Origin of the sequence: Cellulosimicrobium cellulans, from assembly GCF_006539945.1 — a bacterium.
GTDB classification, from domain to species: domain Bacteria; phylum Actinomycetota; class Actinomycetes; order Actinomycetales; family Cellulomonadaceae; genus Cellulosimicrobium; species Cellulosimicrobium cellulans.
Genome location: NZ_BJNZ01000017.1, coordinates 71,734 through 93,229, shown reverse-complemented (window position 1 = coordinate 93,229; position 21,496 = coordinate 71,734). Strand labels below are relative to the sequence as shown.

Below are 21,496 nucleotides of genomic sequence, written 5' to 3'. Positions count from 1 at the left end.
GCGTCCGGCGTCGCACCGGTCGTCGTCTCAGTCCCGGGCGGCACCCGCCGACGGCGCACCGGTCGTCGCCGGGCGAGGCGCGTCACGCCGTCGCGAGCCCACGAGGACGACCAGCCCGCCGACCGCGGCGCCCGTGAGGGCGCAGACCGGGACGCTGACGATCGCGAGGACGATCCCGTACGACAGGGCCTCCCCGGTGGGGACGCCCCCGGCGAGGACCGCCAGGACCACGAGCACGACGACGACCGCGCACGGCGCGAGCGCGCCCCACCCGGCTCCTCGCGCCACGGTCCGACCGGGGGCGGGTCGCACGCTCAGGCCCGCCGGACGACCGGGTTGCTCAGGACGCCGATCCCCTCGACCTCGCACTCGACGCGGTCGCCCACGTCGACCAGGCCGACGCCGGCGGGCGTACCGGTGAGGATGACGTCACCCGGCAGGAGGGTCATCGCCTCGGAGATGTACGACACCAGGAAGGGGATGTCGAAGATCATGTCGCTCGTGCGACCGTCCTGCTTCACCTCGCCGTTGACGCGGCTGCGGACGCCGACGTCCTCGGGGTTCAGGTCCGTGTCGATCCACGGGCCGAGCGGGCACGACGAGTCGAAGCCCTTGGCACGTGCCCACTGCCCGTCGGTCCGCTGGGCGTCGCGTGCGGTGACGTCGTTCGCAACCGTGTAGCCGAGCACGTACCCCGGCGCCGCCTCGGGCGACACGTCCTTGGCGAGCCGGCCGATGACGATCGCGAGCTCCGCCTCGTACGAGACCTCCTGCGAGAAGTCGGGCAGGACGATCGGGTCGTCCGGGCCGACGACCGAGGTGTTCGGCTTGAGGAAGAGCAGCGGGCTCGTCGGGACGTCGTTGCCCATCTCCTTCGCGTGGTCCGCGTAGTTGCGGCCCACGGCGACGATCTTGGAGCGCGGGATCACCGGCGCGAGGAGCCGGACGCCGTCGCCCAGCTCGATGCGCTCGCCCGTCGGCGTGACGGGCATGTAGAGCGGGTCGCCCGTGAGGACCGCGAGGTACGTGCGGTCCCCCTCCTGCTGGACGAGGGCGTAGCGGGGGTCGTCTCCGGTGGTGAATCTCGCGATGCGCACGGGCCCAGGCTATCCGGCCCGCGCCCGCGCGACCGCGCCGGACCGTGTCGCGCACGGTCACGCGCGGGCGAGGACCTCCCCGTTGAGGACCGCGAACCAGCCCGCGGGCTCCTCGGCCCAGCGCAGCCAGTCCTGCGCGAGCTGCTCGAGCGCGACGTCGTCCGCGAGCTCCGACTCCTTCGCCTGCACCGCGAAGTTCGAGGCGACGCAGCGCTCGGCCCACAGCCCGCCCCACCACGTGCGGTCGGCGGGGGTCGCGTAGCACCACGTGCTCGCGGTGGGCACGATCCCGTCGAGGTCGAACCCGGCGTCCTGCACCCACGAGAAGAGGCGACGGCCGGCGTCGGCCTCGAACCCGTACGCGTGCGTGACCTCGTGGTAGAGCGTGTTCCACTCCGTCAGGCCCGGGGACTCGGGGTACCAGGTCATGGCGGCGTAGTCGGCGTCGCGCACGGCGACGAGCCCGCCGGGCTTGGCGACCCGCTTCATCTCGCGCAGCGCGCCGACCGGGTCGGACAGGTGCTGGAGGAGCTGGTGCGCGTAGACGACGTCGAACGTGCCGTCCGCGAACGGCAGCTCGTACGCGTTCGCGTGCTGGAAGGTGATGTTCGCGGTGCCGCGCTGGGCGGCGAGCTCGCGCGCGCTCTCGAGGACGGCCTCGGACGCGTCGACCCCGACGACGCGTCCCCCGGCCACGCGGTCGGCGAGGTCGACGGTGACCGTCGCCGGGCCGCAGCCCACGTCGAGGACGCTCATGCCCGCGCGCAGGTGCGGCAGGAGGAACCCGGCCGAGTTCTCGGCGGTGCGCCACCGGTGCGAGCGCAGCACGGACTCGTGGTGGCCGTGCGTGTACGACTCGGACTCCTGCGCGGGGTCGCTCCCGGCCCCGGTGGGGGCGTCGGCGGGGTGGTCGGCGGCCGCGTCGGCGCCGTGGGGGGTGTGCGTCATACCCGCACCGTAGGCCGGACGTGCATCGTTCTCGACCCCGTTCTCACACTCTGGGCGCGCGGTCCGTGCACGGGTCGCGTCGTCGTCCGCTCCGGCGTGGCGGCCCGGTGGGAGCGCGCCCGCACGCGGACAATCCCCCCATGACGGCCGCGACCGGCACGACTCCCGCCCCCGGCGAACCCGCTCGCCCCTCCCCCGGGTTCGCGCGCCGCCACGCCGCGCTCCTGCTCGGCGGCCCGGGCCGCGTCACCGGCCTCGACGTCGCGCGCGGGATCGCGGTCCTCGGGATGTTCACGGCCCACGTGGGGTACACCTCCGAGGACTTCGGCGAGGTCTCCGGCTGGCTCTCGTTGTCCCACGGGCGGTCGTCGATCCTCTTCGCGCTCGTGGCGGGGGTGTCGCTCGCGATCGTCTCGGGAGGGCGGACGCCCCTCGACGGGCTCCCCGCGCTCCAGAGCCGCACGCGCATCCTCGTGCGCGCCGTGATGCTCCTCGGGCTCGTGGGCCTGCTGGACCTGCTCGGGACGCGCGTGCTGCTCATCCTCGGCTTCTACGCGGCGTACTTCGTGCTCGCCCTGCCCTTCCTGCGCTGGCGCCGCCGGGACCTGCTCGTGCTCGCGGGAGCGGTCGCCGTGGTCGGGCCGGTGCTCGCCTACTGGCTCCCCGAGGTGCTCGCGCGCGCCGGGCTGCACCTGCCCGACGACGGCTCGGGCGCCTTCACGGACTTCCTCGTCTCGGGCCACTACCCCGCGGTCGTGTGGATGGCGTACGTGCTGGTCGGGATCGCGATCGGGCGCTCCGACCTGTCCTCGACCGCCACGCGCGTCGGGCTCGTAGGCGGCGGGCTGCTCGCCCTGGGCATCGGGTACGGCCTCTCGGCGACGATGACCGCGCCGCTCGGCGGGGCCCAGGCCGTCGAGGACGCGGCAGCGGCGTGGTCGAGCAGCTTCCGGCCCGAGCCGCTGGACTGGTCCGACCCGTGGCCGACGAGCGCGTACCTGTGGCTCGCCGGCCCGCACACCGACACCCTGCCGGAGGTCGTGGGGTCGGGCGGGTTCGCCGTCGCGGTGCTGGGTCTGTGCCTGTTCGCGGGCCGGGTCGGGCGCTGGGTGCTCGCACCGGTCGCCGCGGTCGGTGCCATGGCGCTCACGGTCTACTCGGCGCAGATCGTCGTGCTGTGGGCGTGGGGCGACGCGGCCTACGAGCAGACGACGAACGGTCCCCTCCTCGCGCTCGTCCTCGCCACGCTCGCGATCGCGACGCTGTGGCGCTGGGCGCTGGGGCGAGGGCCGCTCGAACGGCTCTTCGCCGCGGTCGCGGCGCGTGCGTCGGCGGTCACGGCCGCCCGCGGCGCGTCGTAGGGTCGCCGCATGACTGCGAACGACGCGACCGCACCCCGCCCCGCCCTGCGCCGCCTCGGCCGGTCCGGACTGGCCGTGTCCGCCGTCGGGCTGGGGTGCAACAACTTCGGCCGCCCCCGCACGGTGACCGAGACGCTCGAGGGGACGCGCGCCGTCGTCGACGCCGCGCTCGACGCGGGGGTGACGTTCTTCGACACGGCCGACTCCTACGGGGGTCGACCCGGGCTGAGCGAGGAGCTGCTCGGCCAGGCGCTCGGGTCGCGCCGCGACGACGTCGTGGTCGCGACGAAGTTCGGCATGTCGATGCGCGGCGCCGCGGGCGACGACTTCGACGCCCGCGGGTCGCGGCGCTACGTCGTGCGCGCCGTGGAGGACTCCCTGCGCCGCCTCGGCACGGACCGCATCGACCTCTACCAGTTCCACACGCCCGACCCGCGGACGCCGATCGACGAGACGCTCGCGGCGCTCGACGACCTCGTGCGCGCGGGCAAGGTGCTCTACGTCGGGCACTCCAACCGGGCGGGGTGGCAGGTCGCCGAGGCCGAGCTCACCGCCCGCGCCGCGGGGACCGTGCGCTTCGTGTCTGCGCAGAACCAGTACAACCTCGTCGACCGCGCGGCCGAGCTCGAGGTGCTGCCCGCCGCGGCCGCGTACGGGCTCGGGGTGCTCCCCTACTTCCCGCTCGCGAACGGGCTGCTCACGGGCAAGTACGCGCACGGCGCGCGGCCCGACGACGGCCGCCTCGTCACGAGCAAGCCGCACCTCCTGGAGTCGGCGCCCTGGGAGGCGCTCGCGCGCCTCGGCGCGTTCTGCCGGGTGCGCGGGATCACCGAGGTCCAGGTCGCGTTCGGGTGGCTGCTGTCGCGCCCGCAGGTGTCGAGCGTCATCGCCGGCGCGACGAAGCCCGAGCAGGTGCGGCAGAACGCCGCGGCCGGGGCCTGGGCTCCCACGACCGACGACCTGGCCGAGCTCGACGAGATCTTCCCGCCGCTCGGAAAGGTCGCGCCCTTCTGACGCACCGCGGCCCGGCCAGGCAGCCGATCGTGTGGTCCGTCCTCGACGGGCGGCCTACCGTGGAGGCATGGCCTCGTGGGAGGACGTCGAGCGGATCGTGTCGGTGCTGCCGGACACGGACCTCAAGGGTCCGCGGCAGTGGACCGTGCACGGGAAGCTGTTCGTCTGGGAGCGGCCCCTGCGGGCGAAGGACCTCGACGAGCTCGGGGACGCCGCGCCCGCCGGACCGCCCGTCGCGTTCCGCGTCGCCGACGAGGGCGAGAAGGCGGCGCTGCTCGGCGACGACCCCGCCGTGTTCCTCACGACGAGCCACTTCGACGGGTACCCGATCGTGCTCGCGCGGCTCGACCGCGTCGCCGTGCCGGAGCTCGAGGAGCTGCTGCAGGACGCGTGGCTCTCCCGCGCACCGAAGCGCCTCGCGCAGGAGTACCTCGACCGCACGGAGTGATATCCGGCGTACGCGGGGTCACCAGGAGAACACGGCCACCGCGTAGTTCGCCCAGGTCGGCTCGAGCCCGACGACGACGTCCTCGGGGTCGTACACGTTGTACACGAGGTCCCACTCGGCGCTCGTCCCGCGGGCGATCGTGTCCGGGTCGTCGAGCAGCACGTCGGGGGCGTAGTCGAAGACCCTGCGGGCGACGAGACCGCCCGACACGGGCTGGAGGTCGAGCCCGCCCGGGTCGACCTCCTGACCGGTGCCGTTCGTGACCCGCACGCGGAGGCGGACCGCGTGCGGGTGGTCGTCCTCGCGCTCGGAGGCGTCCTCGGTCGGCGTGTACGGCTGGGGCGCCGAGACCGAGACGACGAGGCCGTCCGCGTAGCGCACGGACTCCCCGTACCAGACCCGGTCCGAGGCGGCGCCGATCTCGGGACCCTCGTCGTAGCCGCCACCCAGCGGGTACCCGCGCAGGGAGCTGCCGAGACCGTACCCGGTCCCGCCGCCCGTCATGACGTCGACCGTCACCCAGGCGGTGAGCACCACGGTGCCGGCGAGGAGCGCGACGAGCGCGCGCGTCGCGCCGGCCACGCCACGCGTGCCGCGCCGCCACACGACCGCACCCACCGCGACGACCGCGGCGCCCGCGACCGCGTAGAGGCCCCCCACGTGCGCCCAGCCGCGCCGCGCCGTCACCGCCTCGGTGGCGAGCACGGCGACGACGAGGAGGACGCCGAGCGTCGCGGCCACGAGCGCGGCCGTCGCCCACGACCAGCGCCCACGGGCTCGCGCCGTCGTGGCCGCCCCCGCGGGGTCGCTCTCGCCGGACGCCGGGGGCGCCTGCGGGTCCTCGGGGTCGGACGAGCCACCGACCTCGGCGGGCTCCGGCTCGGTGCCGGGCGCCGTCCCCCAGTCGGGCTCGCGCGAGCCGGCGCCGGGCGAGCTCGTGGGGTCCTTCACGCTCGGTCCTCCGTCCCGTGCAGCAGCCGTCAGTACGCGCTCGCCTGCGTCACCTCGAACGTGGCCGTCTTCATGGCCTCGAGGTTCTCGGCGTCGATGAAGTCGAAGATCTCCACGGTCTCGGACGCACCCGGCTCCAGCGTCTCGGAGTACGCCCAGTCGCTCTCGATCACGGTGCCGTCGGCGGCGACGGCGTCCACGTCGATGTCGAACGTGAGGGGCTCGTCGGACGTGTTGGTGAACGTGACCGGCAGCGAGGACTCGACCCAGCCGAGCTCGTCGGCCGTGCCCTCGAAGGTGCCGAACTCGACGCCGAGGTCGTTGGCGAGGACGTCCTCGGTGGCCTCGCCGAACGCGCGGTCGGAGTCCTCCTGGATCTCGGACAGCGTCTGCTCGTACTGCGTCGACGCCTCGTTCGCCGCGACGACGAAGACCACCCACATGAGGATCGTCGCCAGGACGGACAGCACGCCGAGCACGATCGCCGTGATCGAGAAGCCCTTGCCCGACCGCCCCTGCTTCACCTGCGACAGCCCGACGAACCCGAGCACGACCCCGGTGATGCCGAGCAGGGCCGCGAAGATGTTGACGAACGGGATCCAGCTCCCGAGGAAGCCGAGGATCGCCAGGACGAAGCCGACGATCGCGATCGTGCTCGTCGCCGGGGCGGGCGCGGTGTACGCCGAGTAGCCGTTGCCGTACGGGCTGCCGTACGGCTGCTGCGCCGGGTCGCCGTAGGGCTGGCCGTACGCCTGCTGCGCGGGGTCCGGGTACGGCTGCGGGTAGGGCTGCTGCGCGGGGTCGCCGTAGGGCTGGCCGTACCCGGGCTGCTGGCCGTACGCCTGCTGCTGGTCCGCGCCGTACGCGGGCGCCTGGCCGGCGCCGTAAGGTGCCGGGCCCGCACCGTAGGGAGCCTGCTCCGGCGCCGCGCCCTGGCCCGGGGCTGCGAACGCGTCGTTCGGCGAGCCGTACGGCTGCGTCGGCGCCTCGCCCTGCGGCGCCCAGGCGTCGTGCGACGGCGCCTGCTGCGCGGGGTCGGCGCCGTGCGGCCGGTAGGGGTCGAACTGGTACGGGTCCTGCGGTGCCGTGGGCGGCTGCGACATGGTGCTCCTCCGCGGCGTCGCCGCGAGATCGGTCCAACGGGTCGGGGTGACCGGTCGACGGGAGGTCGTCCGGTCGGGCGTGCCGGGCCTTCACAGCACGTTCACGGGCATTCTTCCCGCTCGCGCCCACATCGGGAAAACGCCCGCCCGGGTGAAACCGTCTCGTGGGCCGGCTCGTCGGCGGCGCCCCGGCGCTCTCGTACCCTGGAACAGTGCCCCCGACCGTCACCGCGACTGCCCCGACGCCCGCCCCAGCGACCGGCGTCGTCGGCCCGGTCGTGCTCGCGGCCGAGGCATGGACGGCGCGCGAGCACGCCCACGCGGAGCGGGCGGACGCGTTCACCGCCGGGTGGCGCGAGCGCAAGCCGCGCGGCGAGAAGCACGCGATCGAGGACTTCCTCTTCACCTACTACCCCACGCGCCCGGCGCAGCTCCGCCGCTGGCACCCGGGCCCCGACGTCGTGCTCGCCCCGCCGACGGGCCACGTGCCCGCACCCGAGACCGCACCTCGGCCCGACGACGAGCCCGCCGACCCGTACACGGCGCGCGCCACGTGGAGGTGGTACCGCCAGACCCCCGCGGGACTGATGCTCGACGCCGGCGCGTTCCTCGCCGACCGCGGCGACACGGTGCGCTACCTGCGCGCCCTGCTCGCCGCCACGGCGTCGCGGCCCGGCCGGTTCGGGTGCTTCGGTCTGCACGAGTGGGCGATGGTCTACCGCGACCGGGCCACCGGCCGCGACCACCGTCACCCGCTCCCCCTGCGCCTGGGGCACGACGGCACCGACCGCGTCGTCGAGACCCATCCCGTGCAGTGCTCGCACTTCGACGCGTTCCGGTTCTTCACCCCCGAGGCCGGCCCGCTCAACCGCCTGCAGCCGACGCGAGAGACCCAGCCCACCCTGGAGCAGCCCGGCTGCCTGCACGCGACCATGGACCTCTACAAGTGGGCGCTCAAGCTCACGCCCGCCGTCCCGGGGGACCTCGTGCTCGACTGCTTCGAGCTCGCGCGCGACGTCCGCGTGGTCGACATGCAGGCGTCGCCGTACGACGTGTCGTCGTACGGGCTCGACCCCGTGGCGATCGAGACGCCCGAGGGCAAGGCCGAGTACGTGCGCCACCAGCGCGCCTTCGCGGAGCGCGGCGCGGCCCTGCGCGAGCGGCTGCTCGCGGTGTGCGACGCGCTCCTCGGCAGCGAGCCGGGCGCGCGCGAGGTCAGTGCGACAGCATCCCGCTGACCAGGCAGCGCCAGGTCACGGGTCCGACGACGCCGTCGACGGCGACCTCCGGGAAGCCCGCGTGCAACGCGTCCTGGAAGCCGCGCACCCAGGCCTCGGTACGCGGGCCGAGCTGCCCGTCGATGGTGAGCACGGGGTCCGGTCCGCCGGACAGGTCGCGCGCGACGGCCTCGCGCTGCACCGCGCGCACGGCCTCGCCGACGCTCCCCCGGCGCACCACCACGACGAGCGCGGCCCACGTCGCCGGGCCCGCGACGCCGTCGGCGTCGAGACCGGCCGCGTCCTGGAAGACGCGCACCGCGCCCTCGGTGCGCGGCCCGAGCAGCCCGTCGACGGCGAGCTCGTGACCACGGTGGCGCAGCAGGTGCTGGAGCGTCTGGACCGGGTGCCCGTTCGCGCCACGTCGCACGCGCGGCCAGGTCGGCAGTGCCGTCAGGACGTTCGTCATCGTCGTTCCCTCCGTCGTCGCGGGACCGGCGGGCTCTCCCACCGTGGGGGTCCCGCGCCCCCGTCCGGAGGGAGGGCCGACGCGGCCTCCCTGATGCGCGGGACCGGCGTGCGAGGATCGCGCGCATGAGTCGCGTCCCGCTCGCCGCCGTCCCGACCGGCCCGGTCGTCGTGCCCGACGCCGTCCGCGCGCTCGCCGGCGACGACGTCGCCACGCCCGTGTGGCGCAACGAGCTCGGTGGCCTGACCTTCCGCCTCGACGGCGCCGACGACGCCCGGTTCGCCAAGTGGGTACCCGCAGGCACGCCCGAGATCGACCTCCCGGGCGAGGCCGCGCGTCTCGCCTGGGTCGGCGACCGCGCCCCGGTCCCGCGCGTCCTCGCCCAGGGCTCCGACGACGACGGCGCCTGGCTCGTCACGCAGGCCCTCCCGGGACGGTCGGCGGTCGAGCCGCGCTGGGTCGCCGACCCGGCGACCGCCGCCGTCGCGATCGGGCGGGGGCTGCGCGCGCTGCACGACGCGCTGCCCGTCGCGTCGTGCCCGTTCACCTGGGCCGTCGAGGACCGCGTGGCGAACGCCGACGCGCGCCTCGCCCGCGGCGACGGCCCGGACGGGTGGTTTCCCGAGCACCGCGGCCTGGGCGTCTCGGCGGCGCGGGCCCGGCTCGCAGAGGCCCCCGCCGTGGACCGGCTCGTCGTGTGCCACGGCGACGCGTGCGTGCCCAACACGCTCCTGCACGACGACGGCGCGTTCGCCGCGCACGTCGACCTCGGCTCGCTCGGGGTCGCGGACCGCTGGGCCGACCTCGCCGTCGCGGCCTGGAGCACCGAGTGGAACTACGGCCCCGGGTACGACGGCCACGTCTACGCGGGCTACGGCGTCGACCCGGACCCGGAGCGCATCGCCTACTACCGCCTGCTCTGGGGCCTCTCCTGACGCCCCGACCCGCTGAGTGCATGAAATAGTCGCCGTCGTATCGATGCGACAGCGACTATTTCATGCACTCAGCGGTCAGTGGTGGTGGGTGGCGAAGCCGTCGGGCGCGCGGTCCAGGAACGTCGTCACCGACGACACCAGCCCGTCCGGCCGGACGTGCAGGACGTCGGTGCCCGTCGCGAACTCCGACCCGTCGGGGGCGACCGCACGCCACTGCAGCCGCAGCCGGTCGTCGTGCAGGTCCGGCGCGGTGCGCGCCTCGAACCGGTGCCCCGCGACGTGCGTGAGCAGCTCGGTCGCGAACGCCAGGACCGCGTCGCACCCCTCGGCACGCGTCACGGGGGCGACGTACTCGACGTCGCGGGAGAACGTGTCGCACGCGAGCCGGTCGCGCCCGGCGGCGTCCGCCGTGTTCCAGAACTCCAGGTACCGCTCGACCGCCGTCGCGGCCCGCGTCGTCGTCTCGGTCATGATCCCTCCTCTGCCGGCGTCTGGTCCGCGGCGCCGTGGCGGTCCGGCGGGTGGCCGGAGCACCACCGTCGGCCGGAGCACGACACGGTGTCGATGACCTCGGAGGTAGTTGGCGGGCACCCCGAGGAACGGCAGGGTGGGTCCATGCCTCCCGTGGCCACACCCGCCGGATCGATGCTGCGCGAATGGCGCGTGCGGCGTCGGCGCTCGCAGCTCGACCTCGCGCTCGGCGCCGAGGTCTCGCCGCGTCACATCAGCTTCCTGGAGACGGGCCGCGCGCAGCCCAGCCGGGCGATGATCGACCGCCTGTGCGACGAGCTCGACGTCCCGCTGCGCGCACGCAACGACGTCTACCTCGCGGCGGGCTACGCCCCGCGGCACCGCGAGACGCCTTTGTCGACCGCGACGCTCGCCGCCGCACGTCGCGCCGTCGACCTCGTGCTCGCGGGGCACGAGCCGTTCCCGGCGATGGCGGTCGACGGGCGCTGGAACCTGCTGGCCGCCAACCCCGCCGCGGGCGCGTTCCTCGACGGGGTCCCCGACCGGCTGCGCGAGCCTCCCGTCAACGTGCTGCGGCTCACGCTGCACCCCGACGGCCTCGCGCCGCGGATCGCGAACCTCGCGGAGTGGGGCGGGCACGTCCGCCGACGCGTGCGCCGCCAGCTCGACCGCACGGGCGACCCCGCGCTCGTCGACCTGCTCGCCGAGGTGGAGGGCTATCTCCCCCACCCGGAGCACCGGCGCGACGATCGCTCCCCCGCGAGCGACGCCGTCGTGCCGCTGCGCCTCGCGACCCCGCAGGGCGAGCTCGCGTTCCTCTACACGATGACGGTGTTCGGCTCCCCGCGGGACGTCACGCTCGACGAGATCGCGATCGAGTCGTTCTTCCCCGCCGACGACGCCACGGCCGCCGCCCTGGGCGTCGTGCGCTGAGCGTTCGGGCTAGCGGCGCGGCTGGTGGGCCGCGACGCCCTGCTCGGCCTGCTCGGCGGTCTCCGCGATCCGGCGCGCGCGGGTCTCCGGCCGCTTCGCCTCGACGATCCAGCCGAGGATCGACCGCCGGACCCCGGGCGTGAACGCGTCGAAGTGCTCGCGAGCACCCGCCCTCTCGGCGAGCGCCGCGCCGAGGTCGTCGGGCACCACGAGGGCCTCGGCGTCGTCGTGCCGCGTCCACGACCCGTCGGCCTTCGCCGCGTCCACGACGGCGCGCCCGGCGTCGGTCATGCGCCCGTCCGCCTCGATGCGCGCGACGCGCTCCTTGCTCAACCGGGTCCAGCGGCTGCCGCGGCGGCGGCGCGTGAACCAGAGCGCGTGCCGGTCGGCGTCGACCGTCGCGGCCTGCCCGTCGATCCAGCCGTAGGACAGCGCCTCCTCGATCCAGGGCTCGTACCCGTAGGTCGCGCGGCCGCTCTCGCGCCGCCAGGTGAGGAGCCACACCCCGGGCTCGGGGTCGTCGTGGTGCTCGGTGAGCCACACCCGCCACTCCCGCGGAGTCTGCGCGTGGAACGCCGGCTTTCCCTGGTACTCCTCGGTCACTGCGCCTCCGTCGTCGGTGGGGGCACCAGCGTGCCCGACGTGCCGGCGGAGCGCCAGGTGGTCTCGACCGTGCAGCCCCGCCCCGCGAGCCGACCCAGGAACGACCCGGGCGAGTGACCCGGGAGGCGTTCCCTCGGCGTCTCCCGGGTCGGTCCGTCAGCCGCAGGCCGGGACGGCGACGTCCCGCGCGACCTCCTGGGTCGCGCCGCCCGGGCCGGTCGCCGTGACGGTCACGGGCACGTCCGCCCCCGTCTCCGTGCCGCGCACGGCGAAGGACTGGTACGCGTTGGCGCCGGGGGCCACCGCGGCGAAGGACTTCTCCCCCGCGCCGGTGACGAGCGCGACGGCGAGCGCCCCGTCGGACACGTTGCGAGCGCGGACCGCGACGTACGGCGCCCCGGCGAGGCACCGCGCGGACGTCTCGACGTCGACGAGCGGCGCCGTCGGCTCGCCCACGACCTCGCCGTCCACGGTGAGCGTGCCGTCGGCGTTCACGACGACGTCCGCCGCCATGGCGGCCGCGAGGTCGAGGCGCTGCCACTCGGCCTCGCCCGCGACGTCGAGCGCGTAGCCCGAGTCGAGCGCGGTCGCCGCGAGGACGAGCCGCCGCTGGTCGCCCATGAGGTCGGGGAACGCCGTGCGCAGCAGGTCCTCGGCGCCGGTGGGCACCCGGACCTCGCGGCCCGCCGCACCGACGCGCGGGAACCCGTACGTCAGGCGCTGGTCGTAGACCGCGAGCGCCTGGTCGGTGGGGAGGTAGGGCACCTGGTCCTGGGCGCACACGGCGACCTCGTCGCCGCACGCCCGCTCCAGCACGGTGACGAGCTCGGTCCGGGCCTGCTCGAGGAGCACGCGGAACGCGGGGTCGGACCAGCGAAGCTGCGCGATGTTCTGCCCGGCCATGCGGCCGCCCATGACGTCGAGCGGGTAGTGGAAACCGAGCACGAGGCGGTTGTCGCCGTACTCGGACGCGCGCGCGAGGATCTGCGGCGCGAGCTCCGGCAGGAGCGTGGCGAGCACGGTGCCCTGCGCGTAGCCGTGGTTGGTGTGACCGCTGGGGAACGAGCCGTTGTTGCGCAACCCCTCGTAGCTCCCGGAGGTCTCGAACGCGTTGACGTGACCGCCCGCGGACGCGAAGCCGAGGCGCACGAACGGGCGCTTGTAGTCGTACGCGGCCTTGGCGGGCTCGTGGTTGCCGACCGACTTCTCGACGCGCCCGGACAGCAAGGCCTTCGTCTTGGGGAGCTGGCCCGCCGCGAGCGCGTCGCGGTAGATCGGCCCCAGCTCGCTGCCGAGCGCGTCCGCCATGGTCTCGTACGCCGAGCCGCGCCCGTCGGTCAGGGCGCGCTGCACCTGCGGGTCCCCGGCGACGTAGGCGTTGTTGCGTGCGAGCGAGCCGAGGTCGTTGGCGCTCGTGGGCTGGCCGGGCTCGTTGGGCGAGAGGATCTCCGGGTGGTTCGCGCGCAGGTCGGCGAACCCGCGCAGCATCCAGGTGAACCAGTCCTGCCCCGCTGGGGCCGACGGCGTCGCGTCGGACGCGTAGGTCCGGTCGAGGACGTCCTGCGGGAACGGCATCGACGGGTCGTCCGTCGTGGAGAGCGCGAGGGAGAAGTAGACGTCCGAGCTCGTCTCGTTGCACTGGTGGATCTCGACCGCGATCGTGTTCTCGCCCGGGACGAGCGCGTCGGCGGGGATGACGAGCGTCTCGCGCAGCGGCGCGGTCGCGCCGGCCCTGTCCTGGTACTGGAGGTTCCGGGTGATCATCGAGTCGCCCCAGCCCGCGACGCGCTCGCCGTTGACGTACACGGTGGCGGAGTCGTCGTAGACGAGCGTGCCGCGCAGACCGGTGATCGCGCCGAGCGTCGCCTCGTCGAGGGTCACGGTCGTGCGGAAGAAGTACGCGGGCACGACGACCTTGGGGGTCTGCGTGATCCAGTAGTCGAGCAGCGTCGTGATGGTGTTGCCGCCACCGATGCCGCTCGCGGTCCCGTTGACCGCGCCGAATCCTGGCCGTCCGGTCTTCCAGGCCGCGTCGTCGAACGCCGGGTCCGTCCACACGGTCCGGTCAGCGTTCCCCGCGGCCGGGTCGGTGTTGTCGTCCAGGTAGCGCCAGGTCGTGCCGGCGCCGACCACCTCGGTCGGCGTGAACGCCTCCGCGGCGCGCGCCGCGGGCGCCTGGAGCGCCGCGGCGAGCAGGAGCGCAAGCGTCGTGAGCGCCGCCAGCAGGGCGAGCGGCGCAGTGGTCCGGCGGTCGCGGGGTCGCGGGGCCGGGTACGTCGTCGTACCGGTCATGGGTCGTCCCTCTCGTCGATGTCGGTCGTGCGTGGGTGCGGTCGGTGACACCGACCGGGCGTGCGGTCGTGCGGGTACTGCGGGTACTGCGTTCGAGCGGCACTGCGTTCGAGCGGCACTGCGTTCGAGCGGTACAGCGGTCGAGCGGTACGGCGGTCGAGCACGAGGACGGGCCCGCACCGAGCGGTCGGTGCGGGCCCGTCGTCGGTCAGGAGCAGCGCGGGACGACGACGGTCTGCGTGACCGTCTGCGTCCCTTCCTCCCCCGTGGCCGTGACGGTGACGTCGACGTCCCCGGTCGCGCCGCGGGCGGCGAACGACTGGTAGGCGTTCGCGCCGGGGGCGACGGCCGTGAAGGACCGCGAGCCCACGCCCGTCGTGAGGTCGACGTCGACGGCCCCGGCGGAGGCGTTCGCCGCGCGCACCGCCACGTACGGGGTCCCGGCGAGGCAGCGCGGGGAGACCGTCACGTCCACGAGGTGCACGTCCGCGGCCGGCTCGGTCGCGATCACGAAGACGTGCAGGTCGTCGACGTCGGGGAACGTCACGGCGACCACGCGCCGGCCCTCGGGGGCGGTGTACGGGGCCGTGGCGAACACGAACGCGCTGTCCTTGTCGCCGTTGCGCCGGTTCATCTGCGCGACGACGGAGTTGCCCTCCACGGGCGACCCGTCGGCGCTGGGCAGCACCCAGTCACCGAAGCCGATCGTCGTGGACGCGGTGCTGCCGTCGTCAAGCGTCACGACCGCGGTCCCGCGGTGGGTCCCGTCGGTCGCCGCGCCGACGAACGCGAGCCGGCTCGTCGGCGCGTCGAGCCGCACGGTCTCGCCGGTGAGCGTGACCGAGTCCGGGCGCCCCACGGGCGAGGACGGCCACGTGAACGCCAGGCCGTCGACCTCGTGCACCGACCCGGGCGTGAGCCCGGCGTCGGCGAGCGCCTCGCGCGAGAACGAGTTGCCGGCCGCGTCGAAGTTCCCGACGCCGCGGTTCGCCTCGGGCGCGGTGCCGACCGTGTCGTAGGCCGCGACGAGCGACCCGGGCGCGGCGACGAGGACGGTGAGGGGCACCTCGACGTCGTCGTCCCCGGCCGAGACCACGAGGCGCGCGTCGTGGTACCCGGACGCGACACCGGGACCCACCTGGACGGGGACCGTCCCGGTGAGGTGGCCCGAGTCGTCGTCGACGAGCGCGGGCTCGCCGACCCCGATGCCGTCAGGAGCGTCGACCGCGACGCGCACGTCCGCGGCGTCGGCACCGAAGAGCTGCACGGCCACCGACGCGTCGGCCGACCCGCCGGGCGCGACCGTCACGAGGCCCGGATCCGCCGCGGCGACGACGGCGGACTCGCCGCCGCGCCACGACGGCGGCGCGTCCTCGGCCGCGGTCCCCCACGTGGTGTCGCGCTCGGTCGACATCGCGAGCTCGACGACGCCGCCCTCGTGCGCGACGTGGCGCGGCAGCGAGGTCCCGTCCCAGGCCGCGCCGTCGACCGTGACGCCGCTGATGTAGCGGGCGCCGGTCGAGGCGCCGGGGGCGCGCAGGTCGAGGGTGTCGCCCTCGCCGAGGTCCACCACGACGCGGTCGAAGCGCGGCGCGTTGAGCGCGAGCACGTCCGTGCCGGGCGTCGTCGGGTACAGGCCCATGGCGGCCCACACGTACCAGCCGGCCTGGGCGCCGAGGTCGTCGTTGCCGGGCTTGCCGTTCGGCTCGGGGCGGAACAGCGTGGACGTCAGCTCGTCGACGAGCTCGCTCGTGCGCCACGGCTGGCCCACGTAGTCGTACAGCCACGGGACGCCGAAGTTCGGCTCGTTGCCGATCCACAGGTACGGCTCGTTGGGTCCGGCGTTGTGCTGGGCGGTGAACGCGTCGAGCCGCTGCGCGGCGGCCTCGCGCCCGCCGAGCGCCTCGGTGAGCGCCGCGACGTTCTGGGGCACGAGCCACGTGTACTGCTCCGCGTTGCCCTCGTCGAAGCCCTCCTGACCGAACCCGCCGCCGCCCTGCGACCGCACGAACGTGCCGTCGTCGTTCCGGGCGCCCGCCGTGCGGGTCACGGGGTCGTGGACGTTCTGCCACCACTGGCCGCGCGCGGCGTACTCGGTGGCGACGTCGTCCTGGCCGAGCGCGGCCGCGAGCTGGCCGATCGCGAAGTCGGCGATCGACCACTCGAGCGTGATGGACGCGCCGACGACGCGGTGGTCGCCGCGGAACTCCTCGGTCTGCGGCGCGTAGCCGCGCTCCAGGTAGGTCTCGATCCCGCGCCGCTGGACGTACCCGTTCTCCGTGGGCGCCGCGCTCGTCGCGCCCTTGACCATGTGGGCGAGCGCCGACTCCGCGTCGAAGTCGCGCGCCCCGAACGCGTACATGCTCGCGATGAGCGGCACCGAGGAGTCGCCGGTCATCTGGCCAGTGTGCTGGTTCGCGACGGGCCACCGCGGCAGCCATCCGGACTGGTCGGCGACCTCGACGAGCGACTGCGCCATGTCCGACGCGCGGTCGGGCGCCAGCAGCGCCTGGAGCGCGCCGAGCGACCGGTAGGTGTCCCAGTCGGAGAAGTTCGCGTACCGCTCGTGGCCCTCGGGGGCCTGGTGGACCGCGCCGTCGAACCCGACGTAGCGCCCGTCCACGTCGGTGAACGTGTTCGGGTGCAGCAGCGAGTGGTACAGCGAGGTGTAGAACATCGTGAGGTCGTCGGCGTCCTGCCCCGCGACGCGGACCTTCCCGAGCAGGTCGGCCCACGCGGCGCGGTTGGCGTCGCGCACGGCGTCGAAGTCGAAGCCCGGGATCTCGGCCGCGAGGTTGGCGCGCGCGCCCTCGACGCTCACGTAGGACATGCCGACCTTCGCGTGCACGGTCGCGCCGGGCGCGAAGGTGAGCCACGCGCCCGCGCCGTTGCCGTCGGCCGACGGGTCGCCGGGCGAGACGGTCGAGCCCTGCCACGTGCCGAACGCCTGCGCGTCCTGGTCGAGCTCGATCGCGAAGTACGTCGTGTGGGTGTTGTTCTTGCCGCAGAACCCGCCGCTCGTCACCGACCCGGTGACCGTGCGCGCGTCCTCGACCTGGACCGTCGCGTTCCGCACGCTCGCGAGCGAGCCCGCGGCGTTGACGATCACCTGCGACGCGGCGTCGCCCTCCGGGTAGTCGAACGTCAGCCCGCCCGAGCGGGTCGCGGCCGACAGCTCCGCCTCGATCCCCGACGACTGGAGCGTCACCGCGTACCGGCCGACCTCCGCGCTCTCCGCGTCGTGGCTGAACGCTTCCTTGCGGTCCCACGGGTACTGCCCGACGTCGCCCGTCACCGGGAGGATCGGGACGTCGCCGAAGATCCAGCACCCGGCCGCCGCGTGCGTCATGGAGAAGCCGCGGATCGCCTGGTGCGAGTACCGGTAGCCCGCGTACGCCTTGTCGCCGTTGCCCACGGAGACCTGGGTGTCGGGCGAGAGCTGCATCATGCCGAACGGCATCGACGGACCAGGGAAGTTGTTGATCTCCCCGACGACGCCCGTCGCCTGGCCGGTGCCGACGAACGGATCGACGAAGGAGACGGGGTCCTCGACGAGGTCGGGGGCGGCCGCGAGCGCCGGGCCCGCGAGCCCGACGGCGGGCGCGAGCGAGAGGCCGGCGGCCAGGACCGCCGTGGCGGAGACCGCCGCGACGGCACGCCGCACCGTGGTGCGCGTGAGAGGTGTTCGAGACATGCGGGTCCTCACGGACGAAGGAACAGGGGTCGCGGATGGAGGACGGTGGTGCGGGACCGTGCGGCCCCGCACCACCGTCGATCAGGAGCAGGCGGCGGCGTCGTACGCGGCCGTGACCTGCTGGGGCTCGCCGTCGGGCGTCGTCACGGTGACCGTGACCTCGCCCGCCTCGACGGCGGCGGCGCGGGTGGCGAACGACTGGTACGCGTTCGCCCCGGGCGCGACGTCGCCGACGAGCTTCGAGCCGTACGGCGTCGCGAGCTCGATCGCGGCGGCCTGCTCGCCGGTGTTGAGCGCGCGCACCGCGACGAACGCCTTGCCGCCGAGGCAGCGGGCCTGTGCCGTGACCTCGACCTGCGGCGCGGGGACGACCCCGGTCGCGTCGGTCGCGATCGCGAACACGTGGAACCGCTCGTCGTCCGGCAGCGTGACCGACGTCAGGACCTTGCCGTCGGGGATCGCGACGGGCGCGGTGGCGTAGAGCCCGCAGCCGATCTTCTGCACGTTCTCGCGGTCGCCGCGCGCCCCCGCCTTCACGACCGTGATGTTGCCGGGCTCGGGCGAGCCCGTGCACCAGTCGCTGAGGCGCACGTCGACGGTCTGCGACGTGCCGTCGGCGAACCCGAGCACGAGGCCTCCCCCGTGCGTGCCGTGCGTGCTCGTCCCCACCACCGAGAGGTGGCGGGCCGAGCGCAGGTGCTCGGGCACCTCGAGGACCTCGCCGCTCGCGGCGACGTTGTCGGGCGTGCCCGCCGGCGGTGCCCCGAGCGTGTAGGTGAGGTCCGTGCCCGGCACGGTGAGCTCGAGGCCCTGGACGGCGCCGAGGTCCGCGAGCAGGTCGCGCAGGAGGTAGGCGCCCGAGCCGTCGAGGTTCGCGTTCGCTGCCCCGGCGTCGCCGATGCCGACGTTGTCGAACGCGCCCGCGATCCACGACTCGCCGGACACCACGACCTGCACCTCGCGCACCGCCTCGGTGCCCGCGGCGTCGCGCACGACGAGCCGCACGGTGTGGAGCCCCGGCTCGGCGTCCGCGGGTGCGGCGAGCGTGACCGTGCCCTCGACCGTGGCCGGCAGGCCGTCGGACTCCGCAGTCCAGTCGGCGAGGTCGGTCGTCGCGGTGACCGCGCCGTCGGACGTCACCTCGAGCGTCCCGCTGGACGTCCCCGCGCCCTGCGCGACGACCTGGACGGCGACGTCGGTCTGCCCGCCCGGCGTGAGGACCGGCTGTCGCGGCGTCGCCCCGACGAACAGGCGCTCGACCGTGCCGTCCGCCGGCACGACGGCGCCCGGCGAGGCCGCGGGGTCGGTCGCCCAGGCGGACGGCTCGGAGCCGACCGCGACGTCGAGCGTGCCCGCGGCGGTGAGCTCTTCGCCCGTGACCCACGCGCGGTCGAGCGGCTCGCCGCCGAGCGACACGGACTGCGTGTAGTGCGCGTCCGGCGCGACGCCGTCCGCCGTGAGATGCAGCGTGTCGCGCCCGAAGACCTCGGGGTCGAGCGTGATCGTGACGTCGTCGAACAGCGGGGTCGTCAGGCCCCACAGGTCGGTGCCCGGCACGATCGGGTACACGCCGATCGACGAGAGCACGTGCCACGCGGACATCGTGCCGAGGTCGTCGTTGCCCGTGACGCCGTCGGGGCCGTCGGTGAAGAGCGTCGACGCGGCGCGCACGACGTCCGTCGTCTTCCACGGCTCGCCCGTCCACAGGTAGACGTACGGCGCGTGGAGGTTCGGCTCGTTGTTCGGGTTGTAGGTCTCCCAGCCGTAGTAGTCGTACGTCCCGTTGACCCAGACCTCGCTCGCGACGCGCGCGGGGTCGGCGACGAGCTCGTCGTAGGCGAAGAACGCGTCGAGGCGCTCGACGGCGGCGTCGGTGCCGCCCATGAGGTCGAACAGGCCGGGCACGTCCTGCGGCACGAGCCACTGGTACTGCACCGCGGTGCCCTCGTGGAACCCGTCCGAGTGCGCGGGGTCGGCGTCGCCCACGAAGAAGCCGTCGGCGTTGCGCGCCCGGAAGTTGTCCGTGCGCGGGTCGAACACGTTGCGGTAGCTCTGGCCGCGCGCCGCGTACCGGTCGGCGTCCTCGTCGTGGCCGAGGCCGCGGGCCATCGTCGAGAGCATCGCGTCGGCGAGCGCGTACTCCATCGTCGCGGAGGCGCCGTGCTGGAGGTCGTAGTCGCCGGGCTTGCCCGAGCGCGCGGGCTCGTGCGGGACGAACCCGTCGCGCAGGTACTCGACGTTCGCCGCGCGCCCGTTGAAGGGCGAGTCCGCGGGCGGGACGCCGTCGGCGTTCTCCTTGAGGACCGCGTACGCCTCCTCCTCGTGGCCCGCGAGAAGGCCCTGCCGCCACGCGCTGACGAGGAACGGCGTCGCCGGATCTCCCGTCATGATGTTCGTCTCGACCGTGCCGTAGCCCCAGCGCGGGAGCCAGCCGCCCTGCTGGCCCTGGCGCACGAGCGAGAGCGCCATGTCGGCCGACTCCTCGGGCGCGAGCAGGTACAGGAGCTGCTGCTGGGTGCGGTACGTGTCCCAGAGCGAGTAGTTCTGGTAGTAAGTGAAGTCCGGTTCGGCGGCGTGGACCTCCTGGTCCCAGCCGCGGTAGCGCCCGTCGACGTCGGAGCCGACGTTCGGAGCGAGGAAGCTGCGGTAGAGCGACGAGTAGAACGTCCGCAGGTCGTCCTGGTCGCCCTGCGCGACCTGGACGAGGCCGAGGCGCTCCTCCCAGGCCGAACGCGCGGCGTCGTGCACGGCGTCGAACGTGCCGGCCTCCGCGGCGAGGTTCGCCGCGGCGCCGTCGGCGCCCACGTAGCTCATCGCGGTGACGGCCTCGACGTCGAGGTCGCCGCCGGTCGTGTCGAACGTGACGTACGCGCCGCGACGGCCCTCGCCACCGGACGCGGCGTCCGAGCCCGCGGTGACGGTCGCGCCGTCCCACGTGCCGTGCGCGACGAAGGGCCGGTCGAAGGTCGTGCGGGTCCAGATCGTCTGCGGCTCGGTGTCCTGGCAGAAGCCGCGCACGGTGATGCGGGTCTCGACCGTGCGGTCGTCGACGACGCGCACGTCGGACTCCGTGACCCGGTTGAGCGCCTGGCCCGCGTTGAGCAGGACGTTGGCCTGCGCCGTCGCGGGGAAGGTGTAGCGCTGGACGCCCGTGCGCGCGGTCGCGGTGAGCTCGGCCTCGATCTTGCCCGCCGGCGCCTGGAGACCCACGCGGTAGTAGCCGGGCGAGGCCTCCTCGTCGCCGTGCGAGAAGCCGAGCGCGTACTGGCCGTAGTCGGTCGAGGTGATCGCGCCCGTCGTCGGCAGGGTCGGGAGCGGGCCGCCGAGCCCGCAGCCGACTCCCGACAGGTGCACGAGCGAGAACCCGCGGACCGACGTGCGGTCGTAGTCGTACCCGACGTTGTGCCCGTTGTCCGGCGAGAGCTGCACCATGCCGAACGGGACGGCGGCGCCCGGGTAGGTGTTGCCGTCGTCCTTGGTCCCGATGAACGGGTTGACGTAGTCGACCAGCGGGCCGTCGACGGCGGCCGCGGCGGCATCGGACCCCGTCGCTGCCTCCGTCCCGGAGGTGGCCGTGGGCGACGCCGCGAGCCCGGGCGCCGCGTACGCGGTCAGCGGGAGCGCGAGGCTCGCCGCGGTGGCCAGGGCGACGAAGGCTCCCGCCCGACGTCGGCGTCCGCCGGGACGCCACGGGCGCGAGCGTGCCGCTCCGGTACGAGCAAGGAATGGATCGCGAGCAGCGTTGACAGCGCTGTCTGTCCGCATGTGGTGCTCCCCTTGGTCCCACGGCGGCGTGGGTCGGTGGTCGTCGATGACTCGGAGGCGGGACCGGCCTCGACGGCGGTCCCGCGGCATACCCTCGCACACGTTGACAGCGCTATCAACCCCTCGCGCCGATCTCCCGGACTGACGAACCCGGGGCGCCTGGTGAGCGGCGACCCCGGACCCACGCTGACGTGC

Annotated in this window: 17 protein-coding genes; 6 read left to right on the top strand and 11 right to left on the bottom strand. The window is 74.5% G+C overall.

Annotated features, from left to right (window positions below):
* Positions 1 to 27 precede the first annotated feature (27 nt).
* The 3 genes from CCE02nite_RS13400 to CCE02nite_RS13390 are packed head-to-tail and all read right to left on the bottom strand — an operon-like array spanning position 28 to position 2,045.
* Positions 28 to 288 (bottom strand): hypothetical protein, encoded by a 261-nt coding sequence (locus CCE02nite_RS13400; protein WP_141390126.1) that lies wholly within the window; start codon positions 286 to 288, stop codon positions 28 to 30.
* Between the two features lie 26 nt (positions 289 to 314).
* Positions 315 to 1,097: a fumarylacetoacetate hydrolase family protein gene (locus CCE02nite_RS13395; RefSeq protein WP_141390125.1), complete on the bottom strand. Its 783-nt coding sequence runs from the start codon at positions 1,095 to 1,097 to the stop codon at positions 315 to 317.
* Positions 1,098 to 1,154: 57 nt separating this feature from the next.
* Positions 1,155 to 2,045 (bottom strand): methyltransferase domain-containing protein, encoded by an 891-nt coding sequence (locus CCE02nite_RS13390; RefSeq protein ID WP_141390124.1) that lies wholly within the window; start codon positions 2,043 to 2,045, stop codon positions 1,155 to 1,157.
* Positions 2,046 to 2,185: 140 nt separating this feature from the next.
* Here CCE02nite_RS13390 and CCE02nite_RS13385 point away from each other — a divergent pair, with 140 nt between their 5' ends.
* From CCE02nite_RS13385 to CCE02nite_RS13375, 3 genes are all read left to right on the top strand, one after another.
* Complete coding sequence (locus CCE02nite_RS13385) at positions 2,186 to 3,406, top strand: heparan-alpha-glucosaminide N-acetyltransferase domain-containing protein (RefSeq protein ID WP_141390123.1); 1,221 nt, start codon at positions 2,186 to 2,188, stop codon at positions 3,404 to 3,406.
* 9 nt (positions 3,407 to 3,415) lie between these two features.
* The gene (locus CCE02nite_RS13380) at positions 3,416 to 4,420 is read left to right on the top strand and encodes an aldo/keto reductase (protein WP_141390122.1); all 1,005 of its coding nucleotides are present in this window, start codon (positions 3,416 to 3,418) and stop codon (positions 4,418 to 4,420) included.
* Positions 4,421 to 4,487: 67 nt separating this feature from the next.
* On the top strand, positions 4,488 to 4,868 hold the full coding sequence (locus CCE02nite_RS13375) for an MmcQ/YjbR family DNA-binding protein (protein WP_141390121.1): 381 nt from the start codon (positions 4,488 to 4,490) through the stop codon (positions 4,866 to 4,868).
* An 18-nt stretch (positions 4,869 to 4,886) separates the two neighbouring features.
* Here the strand turns inward: CCE02nite_RS13375 and CCE02nite_RS13370 are convergent, their stop codons facing one another.
* Both CCE02nite_RS13370 and CCE02nite_RS13365 read right to left on the bottom strand, forming a co-directional pair.
* Entirely contained in the window at positions 4,887 to 5,819 is a 933-nt protein-coding gene (locus CCE02nite_RS13370) for a hypothetical protein (RefSeq protein WP_141390120.1), read from the bottom strand.
* A gap of 29 nt (positions 5,820 to 5,848) precedes the next feature.
* Positions 5,849 to 6,922 (bottom strand): DUF4190 domain-containing protein, encoded by a 1,074-nt coding sequence (locus CCE02nite_RS13365; RefSeq protein ID WP_141390119.1) that lies wholly within the window; start codon positions 6,920 to 6,922, stop codon positions 5,849 to 5,851.
* A 212-nt stretch (positions 6,923 to 7,134) separates the two neighbouring features.
* On the opposite strand from CCE02nite_RS13365, the gene CCE02nite_RS13360 reads away from it, so the two are divergent.
* The gene (locus CCE02nite_RS13360; RefSeq protein ID WP_371861928.1) at positions 7,135 to 8,160 is read left to right on the top strand and encodes a 3-methyladenine DNA glycosylase; all 1,026 of its coding nucleotides are present in this window, start codon (positions 7,135 to 7,137) and stop codon (positions 8,158 to 8,160) included.
* On the opposite strand, the gene CCE02nite_RS13355 is transcribed toward CCE02nite_RS13360, so the two are convergent.
* Positions 8,138 to 8,608, bottom strand: coding sequence for a peptidoglycan-binding domain-containing protein (locus CCE02nite_RS13355; RefSeq protein WP_141390118.1), 471 nt, complete (start codon positions 8,606 to 8,608; stop codon positions 8,138 to 8,140). The genes CCE02nite_RS13360 and CCE02nite_RS13355 overlap by 23 nt on opposite strands.
* A gap of 125 nt (positions 8,609 to 8,733) precedes the next feature.
* On the opposite strand from CCE02nite_RS13355, the gene CCE02nite_RS13350 reads away from it, so the two are divergent.
* Positions 8,734 to 9,543, top strand: coding sequence for an aminoglycoside 3'-phosphotransferase (locus CCE02nite_RS13350; protein ID WP_141390117.1), 810 nt, complete (start codon positions 8,734 to 8,736; stop codon positions 9,541 to 9,543).
* Between the two features lie 75 nt (positions 9,544 to 9,618).
* Here the strand turns inward: CCE02nite_RS13350 and CCE02nite_RS13345 are convergent, their stop codons facing one another.
* Positions 9,619 to 10,014 carry a nuclear transport factor 2 family protein gene (locus CCE02nite_RS13345; protein ID WP_141390116.1) on the bottom strand — a complete coding sequence of 132 codons (396 nt, stop codon included), beginning with the start codon at positions 10,012 to 10,014 and terminating at the stop codon, positions 9,619 to 9,621.
* A gap of 144 nt (positions 10,015 to 10,158) precedes the next feature.
* On the opposite strand from CCE02nite_RS13345, the gene CCE02nite_RS13340 reads away from it, so the two are divergent.
* Entirely contained in the window at positions 10,159 to 10,947 is a 789-nt protein-coding gene (locus CCE02nite_RS13340; RefSeq protein ID WP_141390115.1) for an MmyB family transcriptional regulator, read from the top strand.
* Positions 10,948 to 10,956: 9 nt separating this feature from the next.
* On the opposite strand, the gene CCE02nite_RS13335 is transcribed toward CCE02nite_RS13340, so the two are convergent.
* The 4 genes from CCE02nite_RS13335 to CCE02nite_RS13320 form a co-directional block, all read right to left on the bottom strand.
* The gene (locus tag CCE02nite_RS13335; protein ID WP_141390114.1) at positions 10,957 to 11,550 is read right to left on the bottom strand and encodes a YdeI/OmpD-associated family protein; all 594 of its coding nucleotides are present in this window, start codon (positions 11,548 to 11,550) and stop codon (positions 10,957 to 10,959) included.
* 156 nt (positions 11,551 to 11,706) lie between these two features.
* On the bottom strand, positions 11,707 to 13,842 hold the full coding sequence (locus tag CCE02nite_RS13330; RefSeq protein ID WP_141390113.1) for an acid phosphatase: 2,136 nt from the start codon (positions 13,840 to 13,842) through the stop codon (positions 11,707 to 11,709).
* 208 nt (positions 13,843 to 14,050) lie between these two features.
* Positions 14,051 to 17,536 carry a GH92 family glycosyl hydrolase gene (locus CCE02nite_RS13325; protein ID WP_141390112.1) on the bottom strand — a complete coding sequence of 1,162 codons (3,486 nt, stop codon included), beginning with the start codon at positions 17,534 to 17,536 and terminating at the stop codon, positions 14,051 to 14,053.
* An 81-nt stretch (positions 17,537 to 17,617) separates the two neighbouring features.
* Positions 17,618 to 21,301: a GH92 family glycosyl hydrolase gene (locus CCE02nite_RS13320; RefSeq protein WP_141390111.1), complete on the bottom strand. Its 3,684-nt coding sequence runs from the start codon at positions 21,299 to 21,301 to the stop codon at positions 17,618 to 17,620.
* Positions 21,302 to 21,496: the final 195 nt, after the last annotated feature.